General features: G+C 68.3%; 17 protein-coding genes and 1 pseudogene. 11 read left to right on the top strand and 7 right to left on the bottom strand.

Annotated features, from left to right (window positions below):
* Positions 1–136: 136 nt before the first annotated feature.
* Positions 137–1,240 carry an alkene reductase gene (locus C0R07_RS04290; RefSeq protein ID WP_102788238.1) on the bottom strand — a complete coding sequence of 368 codons (1,104 nt, stop codon included), beginning with the start codon at positions 1,238–1,240 and terminating at the stop codon, positions 137–139.
* Between the two features lie 126 nt (positions 1,241–1,366).
* On the opposite strand from C0R07_RS04290, the gene C0R07_RS04285 reads away from it, so the two are divergent.
* The 4 genes from C0R07_RS04285 to fghA are packed head-to-tail and all read left to right on the top strand — an operon-like array spanning position 1,367 to position 4,655.
* Positions 1,367–2,275 carry a LysR substrate-binding domain-containing protein gene (locus C0R07_RS04285; protein WP_102788237.1) on the top strand — a complete coding sequence of 303 codons (909 nt, stop codon included), beginning with the start codon at positions 1,367–1,369 and terminating at the stop codon, positions 2,273–2,275.
* 60 nt (positions 2,276–2,335) lie between these two features.
* Positions 2,336–2,611: a metal/formaldehyde-sensitive transcriptional repressor gene (locus C0R07_RS04280; protein WP_038691827.1), complete on the top strand. Its 276-nt coding sequence runs from the start codon at positions 2,336–2,338 to the stop codon at positions 2,609–2,611.
* 55 nt (positions 2,612–2,666) lie between these two features.
* Positions 2,667–3,776, top strand: coding sequence for an S-(hydroxymethyl)glutathione dehydrogenase/class III alcohol dehydrogenase (locus C0R07_RS04275; protein ID WP_102788236.1), 1,110 nt, complete (start codon positions 2,667–2,669; stop codon positions 3,774–3,776).
* Between the two features lie 48 nt (positions 3,777–3,824).
* Positions 3,825–4,655 carry an S-formylglutathione hydrolase gene (gene fghA / locus C0R07_RS04270; protein ID WP_102788235.1) on the top strand — a complete coding sequence of 277 codons (831 nt, stop codon included), beginning with the start codon at positions 3,825–3,827 and terminating at the stop codon, positions 4,653–4,655.
* Positions 4,656–4,776: 121 nt separating this feature from the next.
* Here the strand turns inward: fghA and C0R07_RS04265 are convergent, their stop codons facing one another.
* Positions 4,777–5,223 (bottom strand): universal stress protein, encoded by a 447-nt coding sequence (locus C0R07_RS04265; RefSeq protein WP_102788234.1) that lies wholly within the window; start codon positions 5,221–5,223, stop codon positions 4,777–4,779.
* A 148-nt stretch (positions 5,224–5,371) separates the two neighbouring features.
* Between C0R07_RS04265 and C0R07_RS04260 the strand changes: the two are divergent.
* The 4 genes and pseudogenes from C0R07_RS04260 to C0R07_RS04245 all read left to right on the top strand — a co-directional run bounded on the left by C0R07_RS04260 (position 5,372) and on the right by C0R07_RS04245 (position 10,582).
* Positions 5,372–6,285, top strand: a pseudogene (locus C0R07_RS04260) (LysR family transcriptional regulator).
* Between the two features lie 180 nt (positions 6,286–6,465).
* Complete coding sequence (locus C0R07_RS04255; protein ID WP_174704340.1) at positions 6,466–8,007, top strand: MFS transporter; 1,542 nt, start codon at positions 6,466–6,468, stop codon at positions 8,005–8,007.
* 17 nt (positions 8,008–8,024) lie between these two features.
* Positions 8,025–9,080 carry an HlyD family secretion protein gene (locus C0R07_RS04250; protein WP_102788233.1) on the top strand — a complete coding sequence of 352 codons (1,056 nt, stop codon included), beginning with the start codon at positions 8,025–8,027 and terminating at the stop codon, positions 9,078–9,080.
* A complete protein-coding gene (locus C0R07_RS04245; RefSeq protein WP_254427771.1) occupies positions 9,077–10,582 on the top strand; it encodes an efflux transporter outer membrane subunit in 1,506 nt (501 codons plus the stop codon). Before C0R07_RS04250 ends, C0R07_RS04245 begins: the two co-directional genes overlap by 4 nt.
* Here the strand turns inward: C0R07_RS04245 and C0R07_RS04240 are convergent.
* The 5 genes from C0R07_RS04240 to C0R07_RS04220 form a co-directional block, all read right to left on the bottom strand.
* Positions 10,555–10,893, bottom strand: coding sequence for a hypothetical protein (locus C0R07_RS04240; RefSeq protein WP_102788232.1), 339 nt, complete (start codon positions 10,891–10,893; stop codon positions 10,555–10,557). The genes C0R07_RS04245 and C0R07_RS04240 overlap by 28 nt on opposite strands.
* 112 nt (positions 10,894–11,005) lie before the next feature.
* A complete protein-coding gene (locus C0R07_RS04235) occupies positions 11,006–11,950 on the bottom strand; it encodes a DegV family protein (protein WP_102788231.1) in 945 nt (314 codons plus the stop codon).
* A gap of 90 nt (positions 11,951–12,040) precedes the next feature.
* Positions 12,041–12,673 (bottom strand): 2-hydroxychromene-2-carboxylate isomerase, encoded by a 633-nt coding sequence (locus C0R07_RS04230; RefSeq protein ID WP_102788230.1) that lies wholly within the window; start codon positions 12,671–12,673, stop codon positions 12,041–12,043.
* A gap of 72 nt (positions 12,674–12,745) precedes the next feature.
* Positions 12,746–14,008 carry an amidohydrolase family protein gene (locus tag C0R07_RS04225; protein ID WP_428991894.1) on the bottom strand — a complete coding sequence of 421 codons (1,263 nt, stop codon included), beginning with the start codon at positions 14,006–14,008 and terminating at the stop codon, positions 12,746–12,748.
* A gap of 14 nt (positions 14,009–14,022) precedes the next feature.
* A complete protein-coding gene (locus tag C0R07_RS04220) occupies positions 14,023–15,429 on the bottom strand; it encodes an amidohydrolase (RefSeq protein ID WP_070425916.1) in 1,407 nt (468 codons plus the stop codon).
* Between the two features lie 252 nt (positions 15,430–15,681).
* Here C0R07_RS04220 and C0R07_RS20280 point away from each other — a divergent pair, with 252 nt between their 5' ends.
* The 3 genes from C0R07_RS20280 (at position 15,682) to C0R07_RS04210 (ending at position 19,805) form a co-directional block, all read left to right on the top strand.
* A complete protein-coding gene (locus tag C0R07_RS20280; protein ID WP_428991887.1) occupies positions 15,682–16,029 on the top strand; it encodes a hypothetical protein in 348 nt (115 codons plus the stop codon).
* 12 nt (positions 16,030–16,041) lie between these two features.
* The gene (locus C0R07_RS04215; protein ID WP_428991886.1) at positions 16,042–19,263 is read left to right on the top strand and encodes an autotransporter domain-containing protein; all 3,222 of its coding nucleotides are present in this window, start codon (positions 16,042–16,044) and stop codon (positions 19,261–19,263) included.
* Between the two features lie 167 nt (positions 19,264–19,430).
* Complete coding sequence (locus C0R07_RS04210) at positions 19,431–19,805, top strand: hypothetical protein (protein WP_102788228.1); 375 nt, start codon at positions 19,431–19,433, stop codon at positions 19,803–19,805.
* The last annotated feature ends 1 nt before the right edge of the window (position 19,806 follow it).

Here is a 19,806-nt window from a genome sequence, read left to right as displayed (position 1 = left end):
ACTACCATGCCCGTCCGCTGGGGGGCTGAAGCTCCTCCAGCAACACAGTTGCTACCGCCGGCGGGGCACGGGTAGAGCCACCCCATGGATGGCTGCACGCACCCACGGAATCACCACGCCCGCGCCGGCCCCATGATCAGCCGGCAACCGGATAGTCGGTATACCCCTCCGCACCACCGCCGTAATACGTGGCCCGATCCGGCACCGCCAGCGCCACATCGCGCTCCAGCCGCGCCACCAGGTCCGGGTTGGCGATGAACGGCTGGCCGAACGCCGCCAGATCGATGATGCCCTCGTCCACCAGTCGCAGCGCGCGCTCGCGGGTGAGGCTGCCCGCCAGGATCAGGGTGCCACCGTAGCTCTGCTTGAACGTGCGCAGGAACGCCTCGCTCAGGACCGACACGCCCCGTGCATGGTTGTCGTTGAGGTGCACGTAGGCCAGGCCGCGCTTGCCCAGTTCCTGCGCCAGGTACAGATACGCCGCTTCGTTGCCGACGTACTCGGGCATGTCGAACTGCAGGTTGTTCGGTGCCAGCCGCACGCCGACGCGGTGCGCCCCGATCCGCGCGGCCATCGCATCGACGGTCTCCAGGATCAGCCGCGCGCGGTTCTGCAGCGTGCCGCCGTAGCCGTCGGTGCGGTCATTGGTGACCGGGTTGAGGAACTGTTCGAACAGGTAGCCGTTGGCCGCGTGCAGTTCGATACCGTCGAAACCGGCGGCGATCGCGTTGTCGGCCGCGCGCGCGAAATCGTCGACGATGCCGGGCAGCTCGTCGGTGCGCAGGGCACGCGGCGGGGTCGGATCGGCCTGACCACGGCTGCCGTCCTCGCGGTACACGAAGGCGCTGCTCTTCGGGTCGCTGGCCACCGGGCGGGTGCCCGCGCTGACCGGCTGGCCGCCGTCGGGCTGCAGTGAGGCGTGCGACATGCGGCCCACGTGCCAGAGCTGGGCGAAGATGACGCCCCCTTCGGCATGCACGGCAGCGGTGACCGGCTTCCAGCCCTCCACCTGTTCGGCCGACCACATGCCCGGCACGTCGATGTAGCCCTGGCCCTGCGGCGACACCGGGGTGCCTTCGCTGATGATCAGCCCGGCACTGGCGCGCTGCCGGTAGTACTGCGCGGTGAGGGCGTTGGCCACGGTGCCGGGGTTGCGTGCGCGGGTCATCGGCGCCATCGCGATGCGGTTGCGCAGGGGGGTACCGGCGAGGTCGTAGGGCTGGAAGAGCAGGGCGGTCATAAGGCGAACTCGTGGGGAAGGGGGCGCCAGCGGCGCGACCCCTTCAAGATAGGGTTGACCTGGAGGCACATAAAGGACTTCAATTTCCCAGCAAGTGGGACATTGTGTCCCCAATGGAGCGCGGTGATGCTGCCAGTGGAATCGTTGAATGGGCTGGTCACCTTCGTCACCACGGCGCGCTCGGCCACGTTCACCGAAGCGGCCGAGACCCTGGGAATCTCGCGCTCGGCGGTCGGCAAGGCGATCGCGCGGCTGGAAGAGCGTCTGGGTGTGCGGCTGTTCCATCGCACCACGCGGCGCATTTCGCTCACCGCCGATGGCCAGGCCTACTTCGCCTCCTGCGCCACCGCGCTGGAAGAGATCGCCTCGGCCGAGGCGTGCCTGGGCTCGGCCTCGCACCTGCCGGCAGGCCGCCTGCGCATCGACATGCCGTCCTCGTTCGGGCGGCTGATGATCCTGCCGGTGCTGCTGCGCATCTGTGCCGAACACCCCGAACTGCAGCTCACCATGACCTTCACCGACCACTTCGTGGACCCGGTCGAAGAGGGCATCGACCTGCTGATCCGGTTCGGTGGGCTGGACCAGGCCCAGCACCTGGTTGCACGACGGCTGGGCACCCAGCAGTTGATCACCTGCGCCTCGCCGGCCTACCTGGACAGGCACGGCACGCCCGCCACCGTGGACGACCTGCATGCGCATCGCAGCATCGTCGGCTATCGGTATGGACAGCCGGTGGCGTGGCGGATCGGAGAAGACGCCGGGCAAGCGCGCTTCATTCCCAGCGGCACCCACCAGCTCAACGATGGCGATGCCGTGATCGAAGCGGCCATCGCCGGCCTGGGCATCTGCCAGATGCCGCACTTCCTGGTGAAGCGGCACCTGCAGTCGGGCGCGTTGCAGCAGGTGCTGGGCCACTGCATGCAGCACCATGTGGAGATCCACGCGCTATGGCCGCAGACCCGGCACCTGCGGCCGAAGGTGCGCTACGTGGTGGATGCGCTGGCGACACTGGCCGATGCCGGTGCGTTCGACTGAGCCGGGCGGGCGACCGGTTGTGTATACTATCCCCCAGTATAGTTCTCTGGTCATTCGCGCGTGCCGCACTCCCCGGAAGAAAAGAAGAAGGTCCTGGCCCGCGTGCGTCGCATCCGCGGCCAGTGCGATGCGCTGGATCGGGCACTGGATGCCGGGGCCGAGTGCGGGCCGGTGCTGCAGCAGATCGCGGCGATCCGCGGTGCGGTCAACGGGTTGATGTCCGAAGTGATGGAAGCCCACCTGCGTGAAGAATTCGGCCAGCCGGCGCAGTCCGATGCGCAGCGCGCCGAGCGTGTGCGCGACATGAGCGCGCTGATCCGTTCCTACCTGAAATAAGCGTGCGGCTACCCGCGCGCGCACCTGTCTTGTTCCCTGCCTTGGAGTGCTCCCCATGAAATCCCGTGCTGCCGTTGCCTTCGCCGCTGGCGAACCGTTGAAGATCGTCGAGATCGACGTCGCTCCGCCGCAGAAGGGCGAAGTGCTGGTCAAGATCACCCACACCGGCGTCTGCCACACCGATGCGTTCACCCTGTCCGGCGATGATCCGGAAGGCCTGTTCCCTGCCGTGCTGGGCCATGAAGGCGCCGGCATCGTGGTGGAAGTGGGCGAGGGCGTCACCAGCGTCAAGCCGGGCGACCACGTGATCCCCCTGTACACCGCCGAGTGCGGCGAGTGCCTGTTCTGCAAGAGCGGCAAGACCAACCTGTGCGTGGCCGTGCGCGCCACCCAGGGCAAGGGCGTGATGCCCGATGGCACGACCCGCTTCAGCTACAACGGCGAGCCGATCTACCACTACATGGGCTGCTCCACCTTCAGCGAGTACACCGTGGTGGCCGAGGTCTCGCTGGCCAAGATCAACCCCGAGGCGAACCCGGAACACGTGTGCCTGCTGGGCTGCGGCGTCACCACCGGCATCGGCGCGGTGCACAACACCGCCAAAGTGCAGGAAGGCGATTCGGTGGCCGTGTTCGGGCTGGGCGGCATCGGCCTGGCGGTCATCCAGGGCGCGCGCCAGGCCAAGGCCGGCCGCATCTTCGCCATCGACACCAACCCGTCCAAGTTCGAACTGGCCAAGCAGTTCGGTGCGACCGACTGCATCAACCCGAAGGACCATGACAAGCCGATCCAGCAGGTCATCGTGGAGATGACCACGTGGGGCGTGGACCATACGTTTGAATGCATCGGCAACGTCAACGTGATGCGCGCCGCGCTGGAATGCGCGCACCGTGGCTGGGGCCAGTCGGTGGTGATCGGTGTGGCCGGCTCGGGCCAGGAAATCTCGACCCGTCCGTTCCAGCTGGTTACCGGCCGCTCGTGGAAGGGCACCGCCTTCGGTGGTGTCAAGGGCCGCAGCCAGCTGCCGGGCATGGTCGAAGACGCCATGAAGGGCGATATCGAACTGGCGCCGTTCGTGACCCACACGATGGGCCTGGACGAGATCAACGATGCGTTCGACCTGATGCACGAAGGCAAGTCGATCCGCTCGGTCGTGCATTTCTGAGCTACCACGGGCGGCGCGCGATCCGCGCCGCCCCTACGGAGAATCCCCATGGAACGCATCGAACACCGCGCCGCCTCCGGCGGTTGGCAGGACGTGTACCGCCATGCCTCGCAGGTGCTGGGCTGCGAGATGAATGTCGCCGTCTACCTGCCGCCGCAGGCGGCCACGCAGAAGCTGCCGGTGCTGTACTGGCTGAGCGGGCTGACCTGCAACGAACAGAACTTCATTACCAAGGCCGGCGCGCAGCGCTATGCCGCCGAGCACGGCGTGATCCTGGTTGCGCCGGACACCAGCCCGCGCGGCGATGACGTCGCCGATGCCGAAGGCTACGACCTGGGCAAGGGCGCTGGTTTCTATCTGAACGCCACCGAGCAGCCGTGGGCGGCGCACTACCGCATGTACGACTACGTGGTGGACGAACTGCCGGCCCTGATCGACGCGCATTTCCCGACCACAGGCGCGCGCAGCATCAGCGGCCACTCGATGGGGGGCCACGGTGCGCTGGTGATCGCATTGAAGAATCCCCGCCGCTACAAAAGCGTGTCGGCGTTTTCGCCGATCGTCGCGCCGACGCGCGTGCCGTGGGGCCAGAAAGCGTTCACTGCCTACCTGGGCGAGGACCGCGCCAGCTGGGCGGCCTGGGATGCCAGCGAACTGGTGGCCACGGCCACCGAGCGCCTGCCATTGCTGGTCGACCAGGGCGGTGGCGATGAGTTCCTCGACAACCAGCTGCAGCCGCAATGGCTGCAGGCCGCCTGCACGGCGGCCGGTCATCCGCTGACGCTGCGCCTGCAGCCCGGTTACGACCACAGCTATTACTTCATCAGCAGCTTCATCGGCGAGCACATCGCGCACCACGCCAAGGCGCTGTACGCCTGAGGCACACCGGTGGACCCGCCGCTGGGCGGCGGCGACACGCGCCGAACCGGGCCGGGCAAGGGGACCCGGCACGGCCCGGGAGCGCGTGCCTGGGCGTGGCGCCTTACTCGGCGTGCCCCGCTCAGGCCTCGCCGCCGCGCACTTCCACCAGCACCGGGCACGGCGCATGGTCCACCGTCCATTGCCCGACCGAGCGATCCAGCAGGCGCTCCAGCCGCGACAGGTGGCGGTGGCCGATGACGATCAGGTCGCAGCCGTGCTGGCGGGCATGGTCGCAGATCACCTGCGCCGGTTCGCCGGCCGGGTGATGCCCGAGGCCATCGATGCCGCGCTCGCGCAGGCGGCCCAGCGCGTTGGAAAGCAGCTGTTCGGCCTGGTGGACCTGGGCGTCGGCGGCCGGATACTCGGCGTGCTCGGCACGGGGTGCGTCGTCGGCCAGCGCGAAGGCCGGGTCCAGCACGCACAGCAGGTGCAGGCGCGAGGCAGGGCCGGCCAATGAGGCCGCCAGCTCCAGTACCTGCGCATGCTGGGGGCCGCCATCCAGGGCAACGAGGATCTTGGTGAACATCGGCATTCTCGGAAGAGGGGCCGCTAGGGTCGCCTACTGCCCGCACTGGACCCATGCCGTGTGCCGCAGGCGAGTAGTGCGTGCAACGCACGAATAGGGGGTTTGGATTGCAGTAAAGTCACCGCCACACGTTGAAGGTGATACTGCCGTGACCATGCCCGATCTGAACCTGCTCATCGCCCTGGATGCCCTGATCGAGGAGGGCAGCGTCGTGGGTGCGGCGCGGCGGATGAACCTCAGTGCCCAGCGATGAGCCGCACCCTGGGCCGCATCCGCGAGGCGCTCGGCGATCCGGTGCTGGTCCGTGCCGGCCGCGGGCTGGCCCCGACCCCGCGCGCGCTGCAGCTGCGCGAGCAGGTGCGTGGGGTGATCGAGCAGGCACACCTGGTGTTCAACGCCGGCCGCGAGGTCGACATGATGACGCTGGAGCGCACCTTCAGCATCCGCGCCAATGATGTGTTCGTCGGCACCTACGGTGGGCGGATGCGCGAACTGTTCAAGGCGCAGGCGCCGTGTTCGGTGCTGCGCTTCGTCCCCGAGGGCGATGGCGATGACGACGCAATGGAGCAGGGCCGGATCGATCTGCACATCAGCGCCGCCGGCAAACTCAGTGCCGATACCAAGGTGCAGAACCTGTTCAGCACCTCGTTCTTCGGTGCCGCGCACGAGGCCCACCCGATCTTTGCCGGGGAGATCACCGCCGAGCGCTTCGTGGCCTTCGACCACATTGCCGTATCGCGGCGTGGCCGTTGGTATGGCCCGATCGATGAGGATCTGGAGGCGCTGGGCCTGAGCCGGCGGGTCGCGCAGATCATGCCGACCTTCCACTCGGCGATCTTCGCCGCAGCCGATTCGGACCTGATCCTGCCGCAGATGCCCAGCGTGATGCTGGCCCGGCTGGAACGCCTCGGGGTTCCGCTGCGCCTGTTCGAGCTGCCGATTCCGGTGCGTAGCGCGATTGTCGTGCAGGCATGGCATCCCCGCCTGGACAGCGACCTGGCGCATCGCTGGCTGCGCCGCAGCATCAAGGCGATGTGCGACGCGGAGCCCACGCAGGCCTGACCGGCAACGGCCAGGTCCACCCGCAAGGCGACCGGCGAGGCGTGCGCGTGACGCACGCCAGCGATGGCCGACGCAGCATTTTTCGCAACATCGGCCCTGCCTAGACTGCCGCTCCCCGTCGTGGAGTGGCCCCATGTCCCTGTTGTTCCCACTGCCCCATCCGCCCGCCGGCGGTGCACGATGACTGCCGTGCCCGCGCCGCTGCCGATGGCGCCTGCTGCACCGGCTGCACTGCCGGCGCAGACGGCGTTCGGCCTGCGCCTGGTGGTCGGCCTGTGCGGTGTGTTGTTGGCCGTGCTGATCTCGGGCATCAACGAAAACGTCACGAAGGTAGCGCTGGCCGACATCCGGGGTGCGATGGGCTTCAGCGTCGATGACGGCAGCTGGATCATCGCGCTGTACACGGCGATGTCGGTCAGTGCGATGGCGTTCGCACCGTGGTGTGCGGTGACCTTCTCGCTGCGCCGCTTTGCGATGGTGATGATCGGTGCCTTCATGGTGCTGGGCGTGGTGTGCCCGTTCGCGCCGGACCTGCCCTCGTTCCTGATCCTGCGTGCGCTGCAGGGCCTGGCCGGTGGGGCGCTGCCGCCGCTGCTGATGAGCGTGGCGCTGCGTTTCCTGCCGCCGGGCATCAAGCTGTACGGCCTGGCCGGTTACGCGCTGACCGCGACCTTCGGGCCGAGCCTGGGCACGCCGATGGCGGCCCTGTGGGTGGAGTTCGTGGGCTGGCAGTGGGCGTTCTGGCAGATCGTGCCGTGGTGCCTGGCCGCGCTGGGCATGGTGGCCTGGGGGCTGCCACAGGATCCACTGCGTCTTGAACGGTTCGCGCAGTTCAACGGTGTCGGCCTGGCACTCGGGTTTCCGGCGCTGGTGATGCTGGTGATCGGGCTGGTGCAGGGCCCGCGCCTGGATTGGTTCGCCTCGCCGTTGATCTGCCTGCTGCTCGGTGGCGGCAGCGGACTGCTGGCGTTGTTCCTCTACAACGAATGGTCGCACCCGCTGCCGTTCTTCAAGCTGCAGCTGCTGGCCAACCGCAATCTGAGCTACGCGCTGATCACCCTCGGTGGCGTGCTGTTCGTGCTGCTGGCGGTGATCATGATTCCCTCCAGCTTCCTGGCCAAGGTGCAGGGCTACCGGCCGCTGCAGACCGCGCCGATGCTGCTGTGGGTCGCGCTGCCGCAGCTGATCGCGCTGCCGCTGGTGGCGACCCTGCTCAACCAGCGCCGGGTGGACAGCCGCTGGGTGCAGGCGATCGGCCTGGGCCTGCTGGCGTTGGCCTGTGGCCTGGGCGCGCAGCTGACCACCGATTGGCACCGCGACAACTTCGTGTGGCTGCAGGTGATCCAGGTCATCGCCCAGCCGATGGCGGTGCTACCGCTGCTGATGCTCGCCACCGGCAGCCTGGCGCCGACCGATGGCCCCTTCGCTTCAGCATGGTTCAACACCGTCAAAGGCTTCGCCGCGGTCCTCGCCGGTGGCCTGCTCGAGGCGGTCACCACCGCGCGCAGCCATCTGCACTCGACCGCGCTGGTCGACCGGATCGGCAACGCACCCTGGTTTGACGCGGGCGCCGCACCCGGGCTGGGCGCGCGTCTGCATGCGCAGGTGGTGGCGCTGACCTCGGCCGATCTCTATCTCATCGTGGCGTGGGTGGCGGTGGCGCTGATCGCGCTGATTCCGTGGTTGCCCACACGCATCCATCCGCCACGTGCCGTGGCTTGAATCCAAGGAACTCCCCCGTGTCCCTGCATCGCAACTCCGTTCCCTTCGTCATCGCCGCCGGCCTGCTGCTGTTCGCTGGCGGTGCCTGGTGGCTGCTGCGCGACGGCCGCCATCAAACCACCAACAATGCCTATGTCACCGCGGACTTCACCGTGGTCGCGCCGAAGATCGCTGGCTTCGTCAGCGAGGTGCGCGTGGCCGACAACCAGTCGGTCAAGGCCGGCGACGTGCTGGCCCGCATCGATGACCGCGACTACCAGGTGGCCCTGACCGCCGCGCGTGCCGACCTGGCCAATGCGCGCGCGCAGCTGGCCAATGCGCAGGCCGCGCTGGCCCAGCAGGATTCATTGATCGACCAAGCACGCGCCACGCTGGATGTGAGCCAGTCCGAACTGACTATGGCCCAGGCCGACCAGCATCGGTACGGCGCGCTGGCCCGCGACGGTGCGGGCACCGTGCAGAACGCGCAGCAGGCACAGTCACGCCAGGCCGTGGCCAGTGCGCACCTGCACCAGGGCCGGGCGGCGCTGCTGACCGCACGCCAGCGCACCGGCATTCTCACTGCTGGCGTGCAGGCCGCGCAGGCGGCGGTGCAACGCGCCGAAGCGGCGCAGGCGCGGGCCGAACTGGACCTGTCGCACACCGAACTGCGCGCGCCGATCGATGGCATGGTCGGCCGTCGCGCGATCCGCGTGGGCGCCTACCTCACGCCGGGCACGGCGGTGCTGGCGGTGGTGCCGCTGCAACAGGCGTTCGTGGTGGCCAACTTCCAGGAAACCCAGCTCACCCGCATGCACGCCGGGCAGGTGGTGGACCTGCAGGTGGACATGTTTCCCGGCCAGCCATTGCGCGGCCACATCGACAGCATCGCCCCGGCCACGGGCGTGACCTTCGCGGCGGTGGCCCCGGAAAACGCCACCGGCAACTTCACCAAGGTGGTGCAGCGGGTGCCGGTGAAGATCGTGCTCGACAAGGACCAGCCGTTGCTCGGCCAGCTGCGCGCGGGCATGTCGGTGGAGGCCAGCGTCGACCTGGACAGCGGCCATCGCGGCCTGGAAGGAGAGGGCGCATGACCGGCAAGGCAGCGTGGCGCGCGCTTTCGCTGGGCGCGCTGTGTGCGGCGTTGACGGGGTGCACGCTGGGCCCCAACTTTGTGCGCCCGACCGCGCAGCTACCCGCCGGCTGGCAGGGCGCGGCGGTCAGCGCGGACGCCCTGGCCAGCGATGCACAGTGGTGGGCCGGCTTCGAGGATCCCACCCTGGCCGCGTTGGCCGCGCAGGCGCTGCAGGCCAACCTGGACATCCAGCTGGCCGCCAACCGCGTGCAGCAGAGCCGTGCCGCGCGCGGCGTCATCGCCGCCGACCGCGCGCCCGCGGTGAGTGCCAGCGCCAGCGGCGTGCGCGCACGCAACAGCGAAATGGGCCTCAACGATCCGTCCGGCAACGGCGGGCGGGAGGATTATGGCCTGTTCCAGGCCGGTATCGGCATGAGCTGGGAGCTGGACCTGTGGGGCCGCATGCGGCGCCAGGTGGAGGCAGCCGATGCGCGCATCCAGATAGCCGATGAGGACGCCCATGCGGTGCAGACCGCCGTGCTGGCCGAAACTGCACGTGACTACCTGCAGCTGCGTGCGACCCGCCAGCTGTTGGCCATTACCGAGGACAACCTGCGCATTGCACGCGACATCGCGCGATTGACCCGCGTCCGTCAAACGCAGGGCGTGGCCAGCACCCTGCAGGTGGCCAGTGCCGCCGCCCAGGTGGCAGCGCTGGAGGCGCGCCTGGCACCGCTGCGGCACCGTGATGCGCAGCTACGCAATGCCTTGGCGATGCTGCTGGCCCAACCTCCGCAGGCGCTGGATGCGCGCTTGGCCGACATCCGCCGCGACTGGCCGGTATTGCCCACCATGGCCACCGGACTGCCCAGCGAACTGGCCGAGCGCCGCCCGGACATCCGGCGCGCCGAAGCGGCCCTGCATGCGGCCACCGCCTCGATCGGCGTGGCCAAGGCCAGCTTCCTGCCACGGATCACCCTCAACGGCGACATCGGCTACCAGGCGCAGCAGCTGGACGATCTGGATGGCTGGAACGCGCACCGCTTCAGCATCGGGCCGTCGATCAGCCTGCCGATCTTCCAGGGCGGCCGGCTCAAGGCCAACCTCGCGCTGAGCCGGCTGCAGCAACAACAGGCGGGGCTGCAGTTCCAGCGCACCGTGCTGCAGGCTTGGCACGAAGTAGACGATGCGATCGATGGCTACGCCGCCGAGCAGCAGCGCGGGGCCGCGCTGCAGGTTGCGGTGGACCAGAGCGAACGCGCACTGGACGCGGCGCGGCGCCAATACCAGGCGGGCGTGGTGGACATGCTGGACGTGCTTACCACCCAGCGCATCGCGCTGGACAACCAGGCCGCGCTGGCTGACAGCCAGGCGGCGGCTGCGATCGCACGGGTGGATCTGTATCGCGCGCTGGGTGGCGGCTGGCGCGATGTGGGGGTAGGCGTGACCCGCGCTGGCAGCGCGTCGGCTGCCAGCGGGCCGGGCAACATGGCTCAACGCACGTTGCGCAGTTCCCAGTGACTGCCGGCCAGCATGCGCAGGCGCTGCTTGAACACGTCGCTGTCGATGCTGGTGGTGGCGCAGAGGTTGATGCGCAGATCATCCTGCGCGCCGGTCACGGTGGCGGCCGGATCGGTCGCGCCCCACTGCGGGTCGACCGCGTCGGGATCGTCCTGCTTGGCGCGCCAGCGGTCGAACAGCACCGGGGTGCGCAGGGCGTTCTCGAGTTCTTCGGCCAGCCCGGCCGCACCCTGGGCGCGGAAGGACAGGTCCGGATCGTTGCCGCGCGCCTTGGCCGGATCCGGCAGGCTGATGTCGTAACTAACTGGCATGGTTACCTCCATTGAATGCGGCAAGGCTGGCAGAGACGCGGTGGAATCCGCGTGCAGAACCCGCGGCCGTGCCCGGATCGTGGCATGGCCGCTGCAGGGCTGGCCAGTGTGCTCAGCCGCTGAAAACATGCGGGCCGTCGGCGAAGCCGATCGTTACCGCGCCCTTGCCCACGTTGACCATCCCGGTCAGGCTCATGACCGCCTCGAACACATCCACGCCCTGCGCCTGGCAGGTCTCACGCAGCGCGGCATAACCGGGCAGGGCCCGCAGGTCGGCCAGCTCGCCGCCGTAGCTGATGCACACCGTGGGCGTCATCAGGCCGGCCTTGACCCGTTGCCCGACGAAATCGAACAGCTTCTGCACGGCGTTGTCGAAGCCCTTGATCTTGGCCACCGGCCCGGTCTCGCCGCGGTAGCCATGCAGCACCGGCTTGATGTCCAGCGCACTGCCCAGCGCGGCGCTGATCAGCCCTACGCTGCGATCGCCCTTGTGACGTGCGCGGGCGCGCATGTAGTACAGATCGCGGGTGATCATGTAGCCGTGCACATTGTGCGCCAGCAGTTCCAGCCGTTCGCGGATCTGCTGCACGCTCGCGCCGCTGTCGCGCAGGCGCACCGCTTCCACCGCGGTCACGCCCTGGGCGGCGAACAGGTTCTGGGTATCGAGCACGCGCAGCGCGAACGGTGAGTTGAACCCTGCCGCCTGCCGTACCGGCTTGTAGTCGTTGAGGATCGCGAAGCTCGCCTGCATCGCGTTGTCGTGGATCGGGCTGCGGGTCTTGGTGATCGTCATGCAGAAGACATGGTCGTAGTCGATCACCAGCTTGCCCAGGAACAGGTCCCGGATCTGGTTGACGCTGAACGGAATGGTCTCCGCCTCGGCGCCGTGCTCGGCCACGTGGGCATGCAGGAAACTCAGCGTGGCCTGTTCGTCGCGATGGTCGGCCAGCATGGCTTCGCCGATGCGGACGGTGATCGGCAGCAGCACGATGTTGTGTTGTTCAATGAAATCCTGCGGCAGATCGCACGCAGAGTCGACCACGATTCCGATGCGCATCCTGTGCCCCTCCGGCAGGTTGTAGGTTCGGAAACGTGAACGCTATCGCAAAACGGCTCGGCTTGCCTGACCGGGGAGAGGGGCCGGGCGTCAGCGGCTGCGTTCCACCGCTACCGGCAGGTCCTTGATCCGGGCCCACTCCCCCTGCTCAAGCAGGCCCGGGTCGGCCAGCACCGCCTGCATCAGCGGGTGGGCGTCGTTGCCCCAGAACAGTTCGCTGCCGATCGCCAGCGTCGGCACGCCGAACACCCCCGCGGCCAGCGCGGCATCCGTGTTGCGCCGCAGTTCCTCTTTGACCGACGGTGCGCCAATCGCCGCGGCGACATCGGCGATGTCCAGCATCGCGCCGGGCAGGGCGAGCGCGGCGGCACTGTCGCCGGCGTGGCCATCGCGCCAGATCCAGTTGAACAGGATCTCGACCGTCTCGTGGCTGGCACCAGCGGCCAGGCACAGACGCAGCGCCGCCAGCGGATTGAACGGATGGCCCGGCGGAAAGCGCAGTGTCACCCCGGCGCTGCGCGCCTGCCACAACGCCTGCCGGTAGGTGAACACCCGCTTGGCCGGAATCTCGGCCGGGCCCAGGTTGCCCAGGTGATGCAGTACCGCGCCCAAGGCGATCGGCACCGGGGCGATGCTTTTGAACTGCGGCAACGCCTTGAGCTGTTGCCAGTGCAGATAGGCGAAGGGTGAGACGAAATCGAAGTACCAGCGCAGGGTCATGATCGGGTGCTCACGTTGCAGGACGACAGGGGCGCGGAAACAGGGCCGCCGCAGCCAGCGGCCCTGCGCAGGGGCTCAGCGCGAGTATGCGCGTGGTTCGCTCGACGCCGGGACCTGGTAGCGGTCGCGCAGTTCGGTCTGGCGTGAACGCATCGGCATCGCGCGGCCCCCCAGCCAGACCTGCTCGGCATAGTGGCCGACATCCAGCGGATCGCCCTCCCACAGCACCAGGTCGGCCAGCTTGCCGGGCTCGATGGTGCCGAGGCGGTCGCCGACGCCCAGCGCCTGTGCCGGCACCCGGGTCAGGCCGGCCAGGCCATCCCCCCAGGGCAGCCCGTTGGCGACCGCATTGCCGGCCAGCTGGCGCATCTTGCGCGCGTTGTGCGAGGCATCGTCGCGCTGGGCGAAGCTGACCGGCACGCCGGCCGCCTGCAGGCGTGCGGCGTTCTGCAGGGTCGCGCCGAGTTGATCGAAGCTGGTCGGCAGGTTGCCCAGCCCATCCACGAACACCGGCACGCCGGCCTGGGCCAGCTGCGGAGCCAGGCGCCACGCCTCGGCCCCGCCGGCGATGGCGATCTTGACCTTCTCGCGGCCGGCCCAGCGCAGCAGCTGGCGGATGTCGGCGGCGCGGTCGACCTGCACCACGATCCGCCCCTGGCCGGCCAGGTAACGCGCCAGCGTGGCGCGCCCGGCCGGTGTCAGCAGGGCATGCGGCGAATCGGCCGGAACGCGGCCCCGTGCTTCGCTGACCATCTGCTCCAGCAGCATCCATTGCGCGGCGCGCGAAGTGCCGGTCAGCTCCGCACCGGACGCGCCGAGACGAATGAACAACGCCTGCGGGCCGACCGGATCGGCGCTGCCGTCCAGCCGCACCACCCCGCCCTGGCCGGCGATGAAGCCGCCGCCGGTATTCGCCCCGAGCAGGGTGAAGCCGATGCCGTCCAGCCGCGCGACCGGGATCAGCACCGAGTCCGGATTGAAGGCCAGGGTCACGTCGAATTCCGGGCGCAGCGGCTGGTCGTCCAGTTTCAGCGTGCTGTCCACCGTGGCTGACTCCCCGGAGACTTCTTCGATGCCGATATCGGTGATGCCGCCGAACAGCGCCGGGGTCAGTGGCTTGCCCGCCGCCTCGACCACGGCCACGCCGGCCGGCGCCGACAGGCCCGGACCGACGGCGCGGATCACGCCGCCCTGGACCAGCACGTCGCTGTGCTCCAGGCTGCCGCGCGCCGCGGCGGTATGTACGGTGGCGTTGCGGATCAGCAGGTCCTGCGCGGACACGGATGTCGCTACGCAGGTACCCGCAAGCAACAGCAGTGCGCGCGGCAGCAGGCGCATCGGGACGCGGCGGCTCATGGGCGTGCCTCCTGGCCAAGCATGAAGTCCGACAGCGGCTGCCGCCTCACGTCCTGGCGGTCATAGACCTGGTGGCCATCGACGTAGACTTTCTCGGCCAGCGCATAGGAGCTGAAAGGACTGCCGTTCCACACCACCACATCGCCCATCTTGCCGGCCTCCAGGCTGCCGGTCTGCGTTTCCACGCCGAGCGAGCGCGCTGCGTTGGAGGTCAGCCACATCATGGCCCGCTCCGGGGCGATCTCGATGCCGGCACGACGTGCGTTGGCGATCACCTTGGCCGCCTCCTGGTTCAAGCGCTGGATGCCCTCGGGCGAATCGGAATGCACGATCGCGCAGCTGTTGGCCGGGCGGTCGACCAGCGCGATGTTCTCCTGGATGCCATCGAAGGCTTCCATCTTGAAGCCCCACCAGTCGGCCCACAGCGCACCGCACACGCCTTCCTCGGCGAGCCGGTCGGCCAGCTTGTAGGCCTCCACCGCGTGATGGAAGGCGGCGATCTTGAAGCCGAACTCCTTGGAGAGATCCAGCATCGTGGCCATCTCATCGGCGCGGTAGCAGTGGATGTGCACGCGGATATCGCCCTGGATCGCGCCGGCCAGCGTATCCAGCTTGAGGTCGCGCTTGCCGCCGCTGTCGCCGGCACTGTCGCCCTTGTCGTCACCGCTGAACCAGCGCTTCTTTTTCGGCTGTTTCGGGGTGTTCTTGGCGATGTACTCGCTGGCATCGATGAAGGCTGCACGGTAACCGGCGACATTGCCCATGCGCGTGCCCGGGGCGGTGCCCTTGCCACCGTAGACACGCTTGGGGTTTTCGCCGCAGGCCATCTTCAGGCCCCACGGCGCACCGGGGAATTTCATGGACTGGTAGGTCGTCGCGGGTACGTTCTTCAGGGTCACCCCGCGGCCGCCGACCAGGTTGGCCGAGCCGGGCAGTACCTGCATCGAGGTCACGCCGCCGGCCAGTGCCGCGGCAAAGCCGGGATCCTGCGGCCACACCGAGTGCTCGGCCCAGACATTGGCGGTGACCGGTGCGGTCATCTCGTTGCCGTCGCTGTGCGCACTCACGCCCGGGCTGGGATACACGCCCAGGTGCGAGTGCACATCGATGATGCCAGGGGTCACCCACTTGCCCTGGCCATCGACACGCACCGCATCGGCGGGGGCTGTGAGGCCGGTACCCACCGCCGCGATGCGGCCGTCGCGCAGCAGCACATCGGCGTTGTCCAGGCGCACGCCGGTGCCGGTGAGCACGGTGGCATTGCTGATCAACACCGGGGCCGAGGCGATCGGCGCATAGGTACTGGGGTAGGGATCCTGGAGGAAGCGCGACGCGGCGGGCGCCGGCGCGGACACGATCGACATCAACGCCAGGCCAACGCCGACGCTCAACAACTTCTGCATGGTTCTCCCCGAAGCCGCATGGACACAATGGCTCGACGCTAGCCGGGAGCGGGGCGCCTTGCCAAGTGACCTTTTGCATATTTTTATCAAATGGGACCTAGCATCGTTATGAGACACAATTGTGAACTTTCCATGAATTTTTCGGGTACGCTCAGGTCGGCATCGGCGTGATCGATGCCGGCTCCAGAAGCATTGCTGATCCTCCCGTTCCAGATTCCGACACTCGAACCAGATCAAGGAAGTTCTCAGTACATGACCCTGCACTCCCTGTCCCGCGCGGCGTCCCGCCGTCCTTCGCCGTCCCTGCTGGCCTCGGCCATCACCGGCACCCTGCTTGCCGCCATCGCCGTTCCGGCGCTGGCCAGCCCCACCACCGATGTCCTGCAGCGTTACCAGCAGCAGCGCGCAGAGCAGTCCGTCGCGTTCGCGCGTGACCTGCACAGCGCTTCGCTGGCGGCGACCTTTGTTGCGCCGACCGGCGCCAACGACCAGACCGTTTCCTTCACGAGCCCGCGCACCAGCGCCGAGGCCGCCGGCCCCATTCTGGGCAAGCCGGGTGATGTGGAAAGCTGGCATAGCGATGAGTTCAATGCCGACTGAGGTCTGGCCGCGATGGGGGCCGATTACGCGTATGCGCGCGGCCTTACCGGCCAGGGCGTGCGCCTGGGCGTGTTCGATTCGGGCTCTGCCCTTGCCCACGACGAATTCGCCGGACGCAACACCTCCAGTATCTCCATCGGCAACGGCGGCTGCGCCGACCCGAGCATCGTGGCGGGCGAAGGCGCCTGCGGCAGTACCCGCGGCGACCAGCCCGGGTACAACTACTACGGTCTGGGTCCCGGCGTGCCTCCAGCGCTTGCTGATCGACTGATCGCGGCGGGACAGCCGTACGGCTTCAGCTACGCCGACCATGGCACGCACGTGTTGGGTACCGTTGGCGCCAACCGCGATGGCACCGGGATGCATGGCGTGGCCTTTGGCGCCAACCTGACCGCTGCCCGCGTCTTTGGCGACACGTATTACGAGTGGCGCCTGGATCCTGACAACTTCTACCGGCCGCGTGCGCTGTATCGCACTGACCCGGACGATGCAGCAACGCTGGACATGTATGCACAGGCCGAGGCACAGGGCGTGCGCGTGCTCAATCACAGTTGGGGTATCTCGACCCGCCATGCCACGGTGGCCAGTCTGGACGCGCAGTACGCAGCGATCGGCGCGGACTATGGTGTTTACGGCAGCATTTACGGTGATACCGAGGGTGCACCGGGTTCCAAGCTGATCCAGGTGTGGTCGGCAGGCAACTCGGCCGGGGGGATGGCCGGCATCACGGCGGCATTGCCGCGCTGGAACCCGGAGATCGAGCCGTACTGGCTGGCCGTCGCGAATGTCCGCCTCCCCACCGCAGGGGAAACGGACTACGTCATTGATGCCAGTTCCAGCATCTGCGGTGCTTCGGCCAACTGGTGCCTGTCCGCACCGGGCACCAACATCGCCAGCACGATCGTGGCCGGCGAGATCAACGGTCGCATGGAGCTGACCGAGGATTACCTGCGTTTTCTCATCGAAAGCGAAAGTCCTGAATACACCTACGGCTACAAGACCGGCACATCGATGGCGGCACCGCACATCACCGGTGCGCTCGGTCTGCTGATGGAGCGCTTCCCGTACCTGGACAACGCACAGGTACGCGATGTGTTGTTGACCACGGCACGCGACCTGGGCGCGCCCGGCGTCGACGCGATCTACGGCTGGGGCATGGTCGATCTGAAGACCGCCATCGAAGGCTACGGCCTGCTGCGCGTGGACACCGACGTGGTCATGAACCAGAAGGCCGGTGGCCTGAAGGTGTGGGAAGGCGATGCGTGGGACGACTGGACCAATGACATCGGCGGCCCGGGCAAGCTGACCAAGTCCGGCATCGGCTGGCTGCGCCTGAGCGGTGACAACAGCTTCAACGGCGCCATCGTGCGCGACGGCGTGCTGGAACTGGACGGTGCCAATGCACTGACCGCTTCGGTCGATGTGCAGGGCGGCCAGTTCCTGCTCAACGGCAGCCTGGTGTCCACCACGCTCAACAGCCTGGGGGGCAGCAGCGTGATCTCCACCACGGGCGTGCTCGCGGGCTCGGCGCTCAACGTGACCGGCGGCTCGGTCACCTTCAACGGCCTGCAGCAGGCCGGCGACACCACGGTCGGCAGCGGCGGCAGCTTCGTGCTCAATGGCCGGCTGGTCGACAGCTCGCTGACCTCGGCGGGTGCCACCCGCGTCGATGCCGGGGCCCTGCTGGACGGCTCGGACCTGTTCGTCACCGCCGGCACCGTGTCCTTCAACGGTGTGCAGCAGGATGGCGCGACGGTGGTCGGTGCCAAGGGCACCTTGAAGGGCGTCGGCACGCTGGGCAGCACCCGCGTGGAAGGCATCATCGCCCCGGGCAACTCGATCGGCACGCTGACCGTCAACGGCGATTACGTGCAGACCGCCACCGGCATCTATCAGGCCGAGCTGGCGCCGGGCAGCCGCAGCGATCTGCTGCGCGTCTCCGGTACGGCTACGCTGGGCGGCACGCTGAAGGCGCTGCCGGAAGCCGGCGTGTACTACCTCGGCGAGCAGTTCAACTTCCTGCAGGCCGCCGGTGGCATCAACGGTCAGTTCGCCACGACCGACTTCTCGGCCTTCTCGCCGTTCCTGAAGTTCAGCCTGGGCTACAGCGCCAATGGGCTGCGCATCGACGTCGCCCGCGGCAACGCGCTGGCCAGCGCTGCGGTCACGCCGAACCAGATCGCCGTGGCCACCAGCGCCGATGGCCTGGCCATCAACCAGGGCCTGCCCAGGCCGCTGACCCAGCTGTTCCCGGCCCAGGTCGGTGCAGCACTGGATGCGCTGAGTGGTGAACTCCACGCCGCCACGCCGATGGCGCTGGTGGAAAGCAGCCGCTACCTGCGTGATGCGGCCCTGAGCCGTGCGGTCGGCGTGCGTTCGCCGGGTGCCGCGGATGAGGCTGCCGGTGGTGCATGGGTGCAGGCGATCGGGGGCAGCGGCAAGCTCGATGGCGATGCCAACGCTGCGCGCACCGATTCCAACAGCAACGGGCTGCTGGTCGGCGCCGATCATGTGTTCGGTGGTGGCTGGCAGGTCGGTGGGCTGGTCGGTACCGGCCGTACCGACATCAAGCAGGCCGCGGGTCGCGGCGCCCGGTCGGAGATCGACAACACCCACTTCGGTGCCTACGTGGGCAACCAGTGGGGGGCATTTGGCCTGCGCGCCGGTCTGGGCTATTCCCGCCATGACGTGGACAGCAAGCGTCAGCTGACGTTTGCCGGCTACCAGGACGCACTGTCGGCCAAGTACGACGCCACCACCCGCCAGGGCTTCATCGAGGGCGCGTACCGCTTCGGTGGTCGCGAGGCCGGGCTGGAGCCGTACCTGCAGTTCGCCCGGGTCGAGGTGGATGTGGACGGCATCACCGAGCAGGGGGGCGCTGCGGCACTGCACGGCCAGGTCGCCGACACCCGCACCAACGTGGCGACCGCCGGCGTTCGGTTCGACAAGGGCCTGAAGACCTCGTGGCAGCAGGAAAGCTGGCTGCATGTCCGCGGTGGCGTCGGCTACCGCCGTGCCTCCGGCGACCGCAGCCAGGTCGCCGATCTGGCCTGGACCGGCGGCAGCAGCTTCGCGGTCAGCGGTGCGGCGATTGCCGACAACGCCGTGGTCGCCGAGCTGGGCCTGTCGGCCTGGTTGAGCCCGCGCAACCAGCTGGAGCTGGGCTACAACGGCACCTTCGGTGACGACGCCCGCGACCGCAGCGTCACCGCGCGCTGGTCCGTGCAGTTCTGATCCAGCGGTACCGGTAAACGGGAAAAGGCGGCCATGGGCCGCCTTTTTCTTGCCCACGGCCGCCAGGTCGCGATCGCCACTTGCGCCGCTGTCATCCAACGTGGAAGGTTCAAGCAGGCGGGCAACCCCGCGCCCGCAGAGAACCGGACAGTCACAAGGAGGTGTCGATGAAGGTAACCGAAGGCTTTGATCGCAGGCATGCCAGGCACTACTACCTGGTGCTGGTCCTGCTGGCGTTCGCGTCTGGCCTGATGCTGGTGGCCGGCTTCGTGGAGCATTCGCCCAGCGGGCTACCCAACGAGGTGCGCATCGTCCTCGCCGCCCTCTCCCTGTTGTCGTGCACTGCCAGCTACCTGGCCATCAAGCGGATCCAGCACCCCTTTCTGTTGGTTGGCATGTCCTCCATCGCCTTTGCGGCGTCGCTGTGGGGCTTTGGTGCGCCCATGGCGCTGGTGCTGCTGCTGGCCATACCGGCCGCCCTTCTTTCGCTGGCCTCGCTCATCCTCCGCGGCAAGGCCGATGGGATCGACCACCCGGATTGAG

Origin of the sequence: Stenotrophomonas bentonitica, from assembly GCF_002887735.1 — a bacterium.
In the GTDB taxonomy this organism is placed as follows: domain Bacteria; phylum Pseudomonadota; class Gammaproteobacteria; order Xanthomonadales; family Xanthomonadaceae; genus Stenotrophomonas; species Stenotrophomonas bentonitica_A.
Note: the sequence above shows the minus strand (reverse complement) of the source record. Positions and strands in the feature narration are given on the sequence as shown.

Bases quoted from the DNA above. Each gene is read 5' to 3' on its own strand.
- C0R07_RS04265 (WP_102788234.1), bottom strand. From the start codon at position 5,223: ATGTTCACCAAGATCCTCGTTGCCCTGGATGGCGGCCCCCAGCATGCG.
- C0R07_RS04220 (WP_070425916.1), bottom strand. From the start codon at position 15,429: ATGCAGAAGTTGTTGAGCGTCGGCGTTGGCCTGGCGTTGATGTCGATC.
- C0R07_RS04225 (WP_428991894.1), bottom strand. From the start codon at position 14,008: ATGCGCCTGCTGCCGCGCGCACTGCTGTTGCTTGCGGGTACCTGCGTA.
- C0R07_RS04210 (WP_102788228.1), top strand. From the start codon at position 19,431: ATGAAGGTAACCGAAGGCTTTGATCGCAGGCATGCCAGGCACTACTAC.
- fghA (WP_102788235.1), top strand. From the start codon at position 3,825: ATGGAACGCATCGAACACCGCGCCGCCTCCGGCGGTTGGCAGGACGTG.
- C0R07_RS04285 (WP_102788237.1), top strand. From the start codon at position 1,367: ATGCTGCCAGTGGAATCGTTGAATGGGCTGGTCACCTTCGTCACCACG.
- C0R07_RS04240 (WP_102788232.1), bottom strand. From the start codon at position 10,893: ATGCCAGTTAGTTACGACATCAGCCTGCCGGATCCGGCCAAGGCGCGC.
- C0R07_RS04275 (WP_102788236.1), top strand. From the start codon at position 2,667: ATGAAATCCCGTGCTGCCGTTGCCTTCGCCGCTGGCGAACCGTTGAAG.
- C0R07_RS04245 (WP_254427771.1), top strand. From the start codon at position 9,077: ATGACCGGCAAGGCAGCGTGGCGCGCGCTTTCGCTGGGCGCGCTGTGT.
- C0R07_RS20280 (WP_428991887.1), top strand. From the start codon at position 15,682: ATGACCCTGCACTCCCTGTCCCGCGCGGCGTCCCGCCGTCCTTCGCCG.
- C0R07_RS04235 (WP_102788231.1), bottom strand. From the start codon at position 11,950: ATGCGCATCGGAATCGTGGTCGACTCTGCGTGCGATCTGCCGCAGGAT.
- C0R07_RS04255 (WP_174704340.1), top strand. From the start codon at position 6,466: ATGACTGCCGTGCCCGCGCCGCTGCCGATGGCGCCTGCTGCACCGGCT.
- C0R07_RS04215 (WP_428991886.1), top strand. From the start codon at position 16,042: ATGGGGGCCGATTACGCGTATGCGCGCGGCCTTACCGGCCAGGGCGTG.
- C0R07_RS04290 (WP_102788238.1), bottom strand. From the start codon at position 1,240: ATGACCGCCCTGCTCTTCCAGCCCTACGACCTCGCCGGTACCCCCCTG.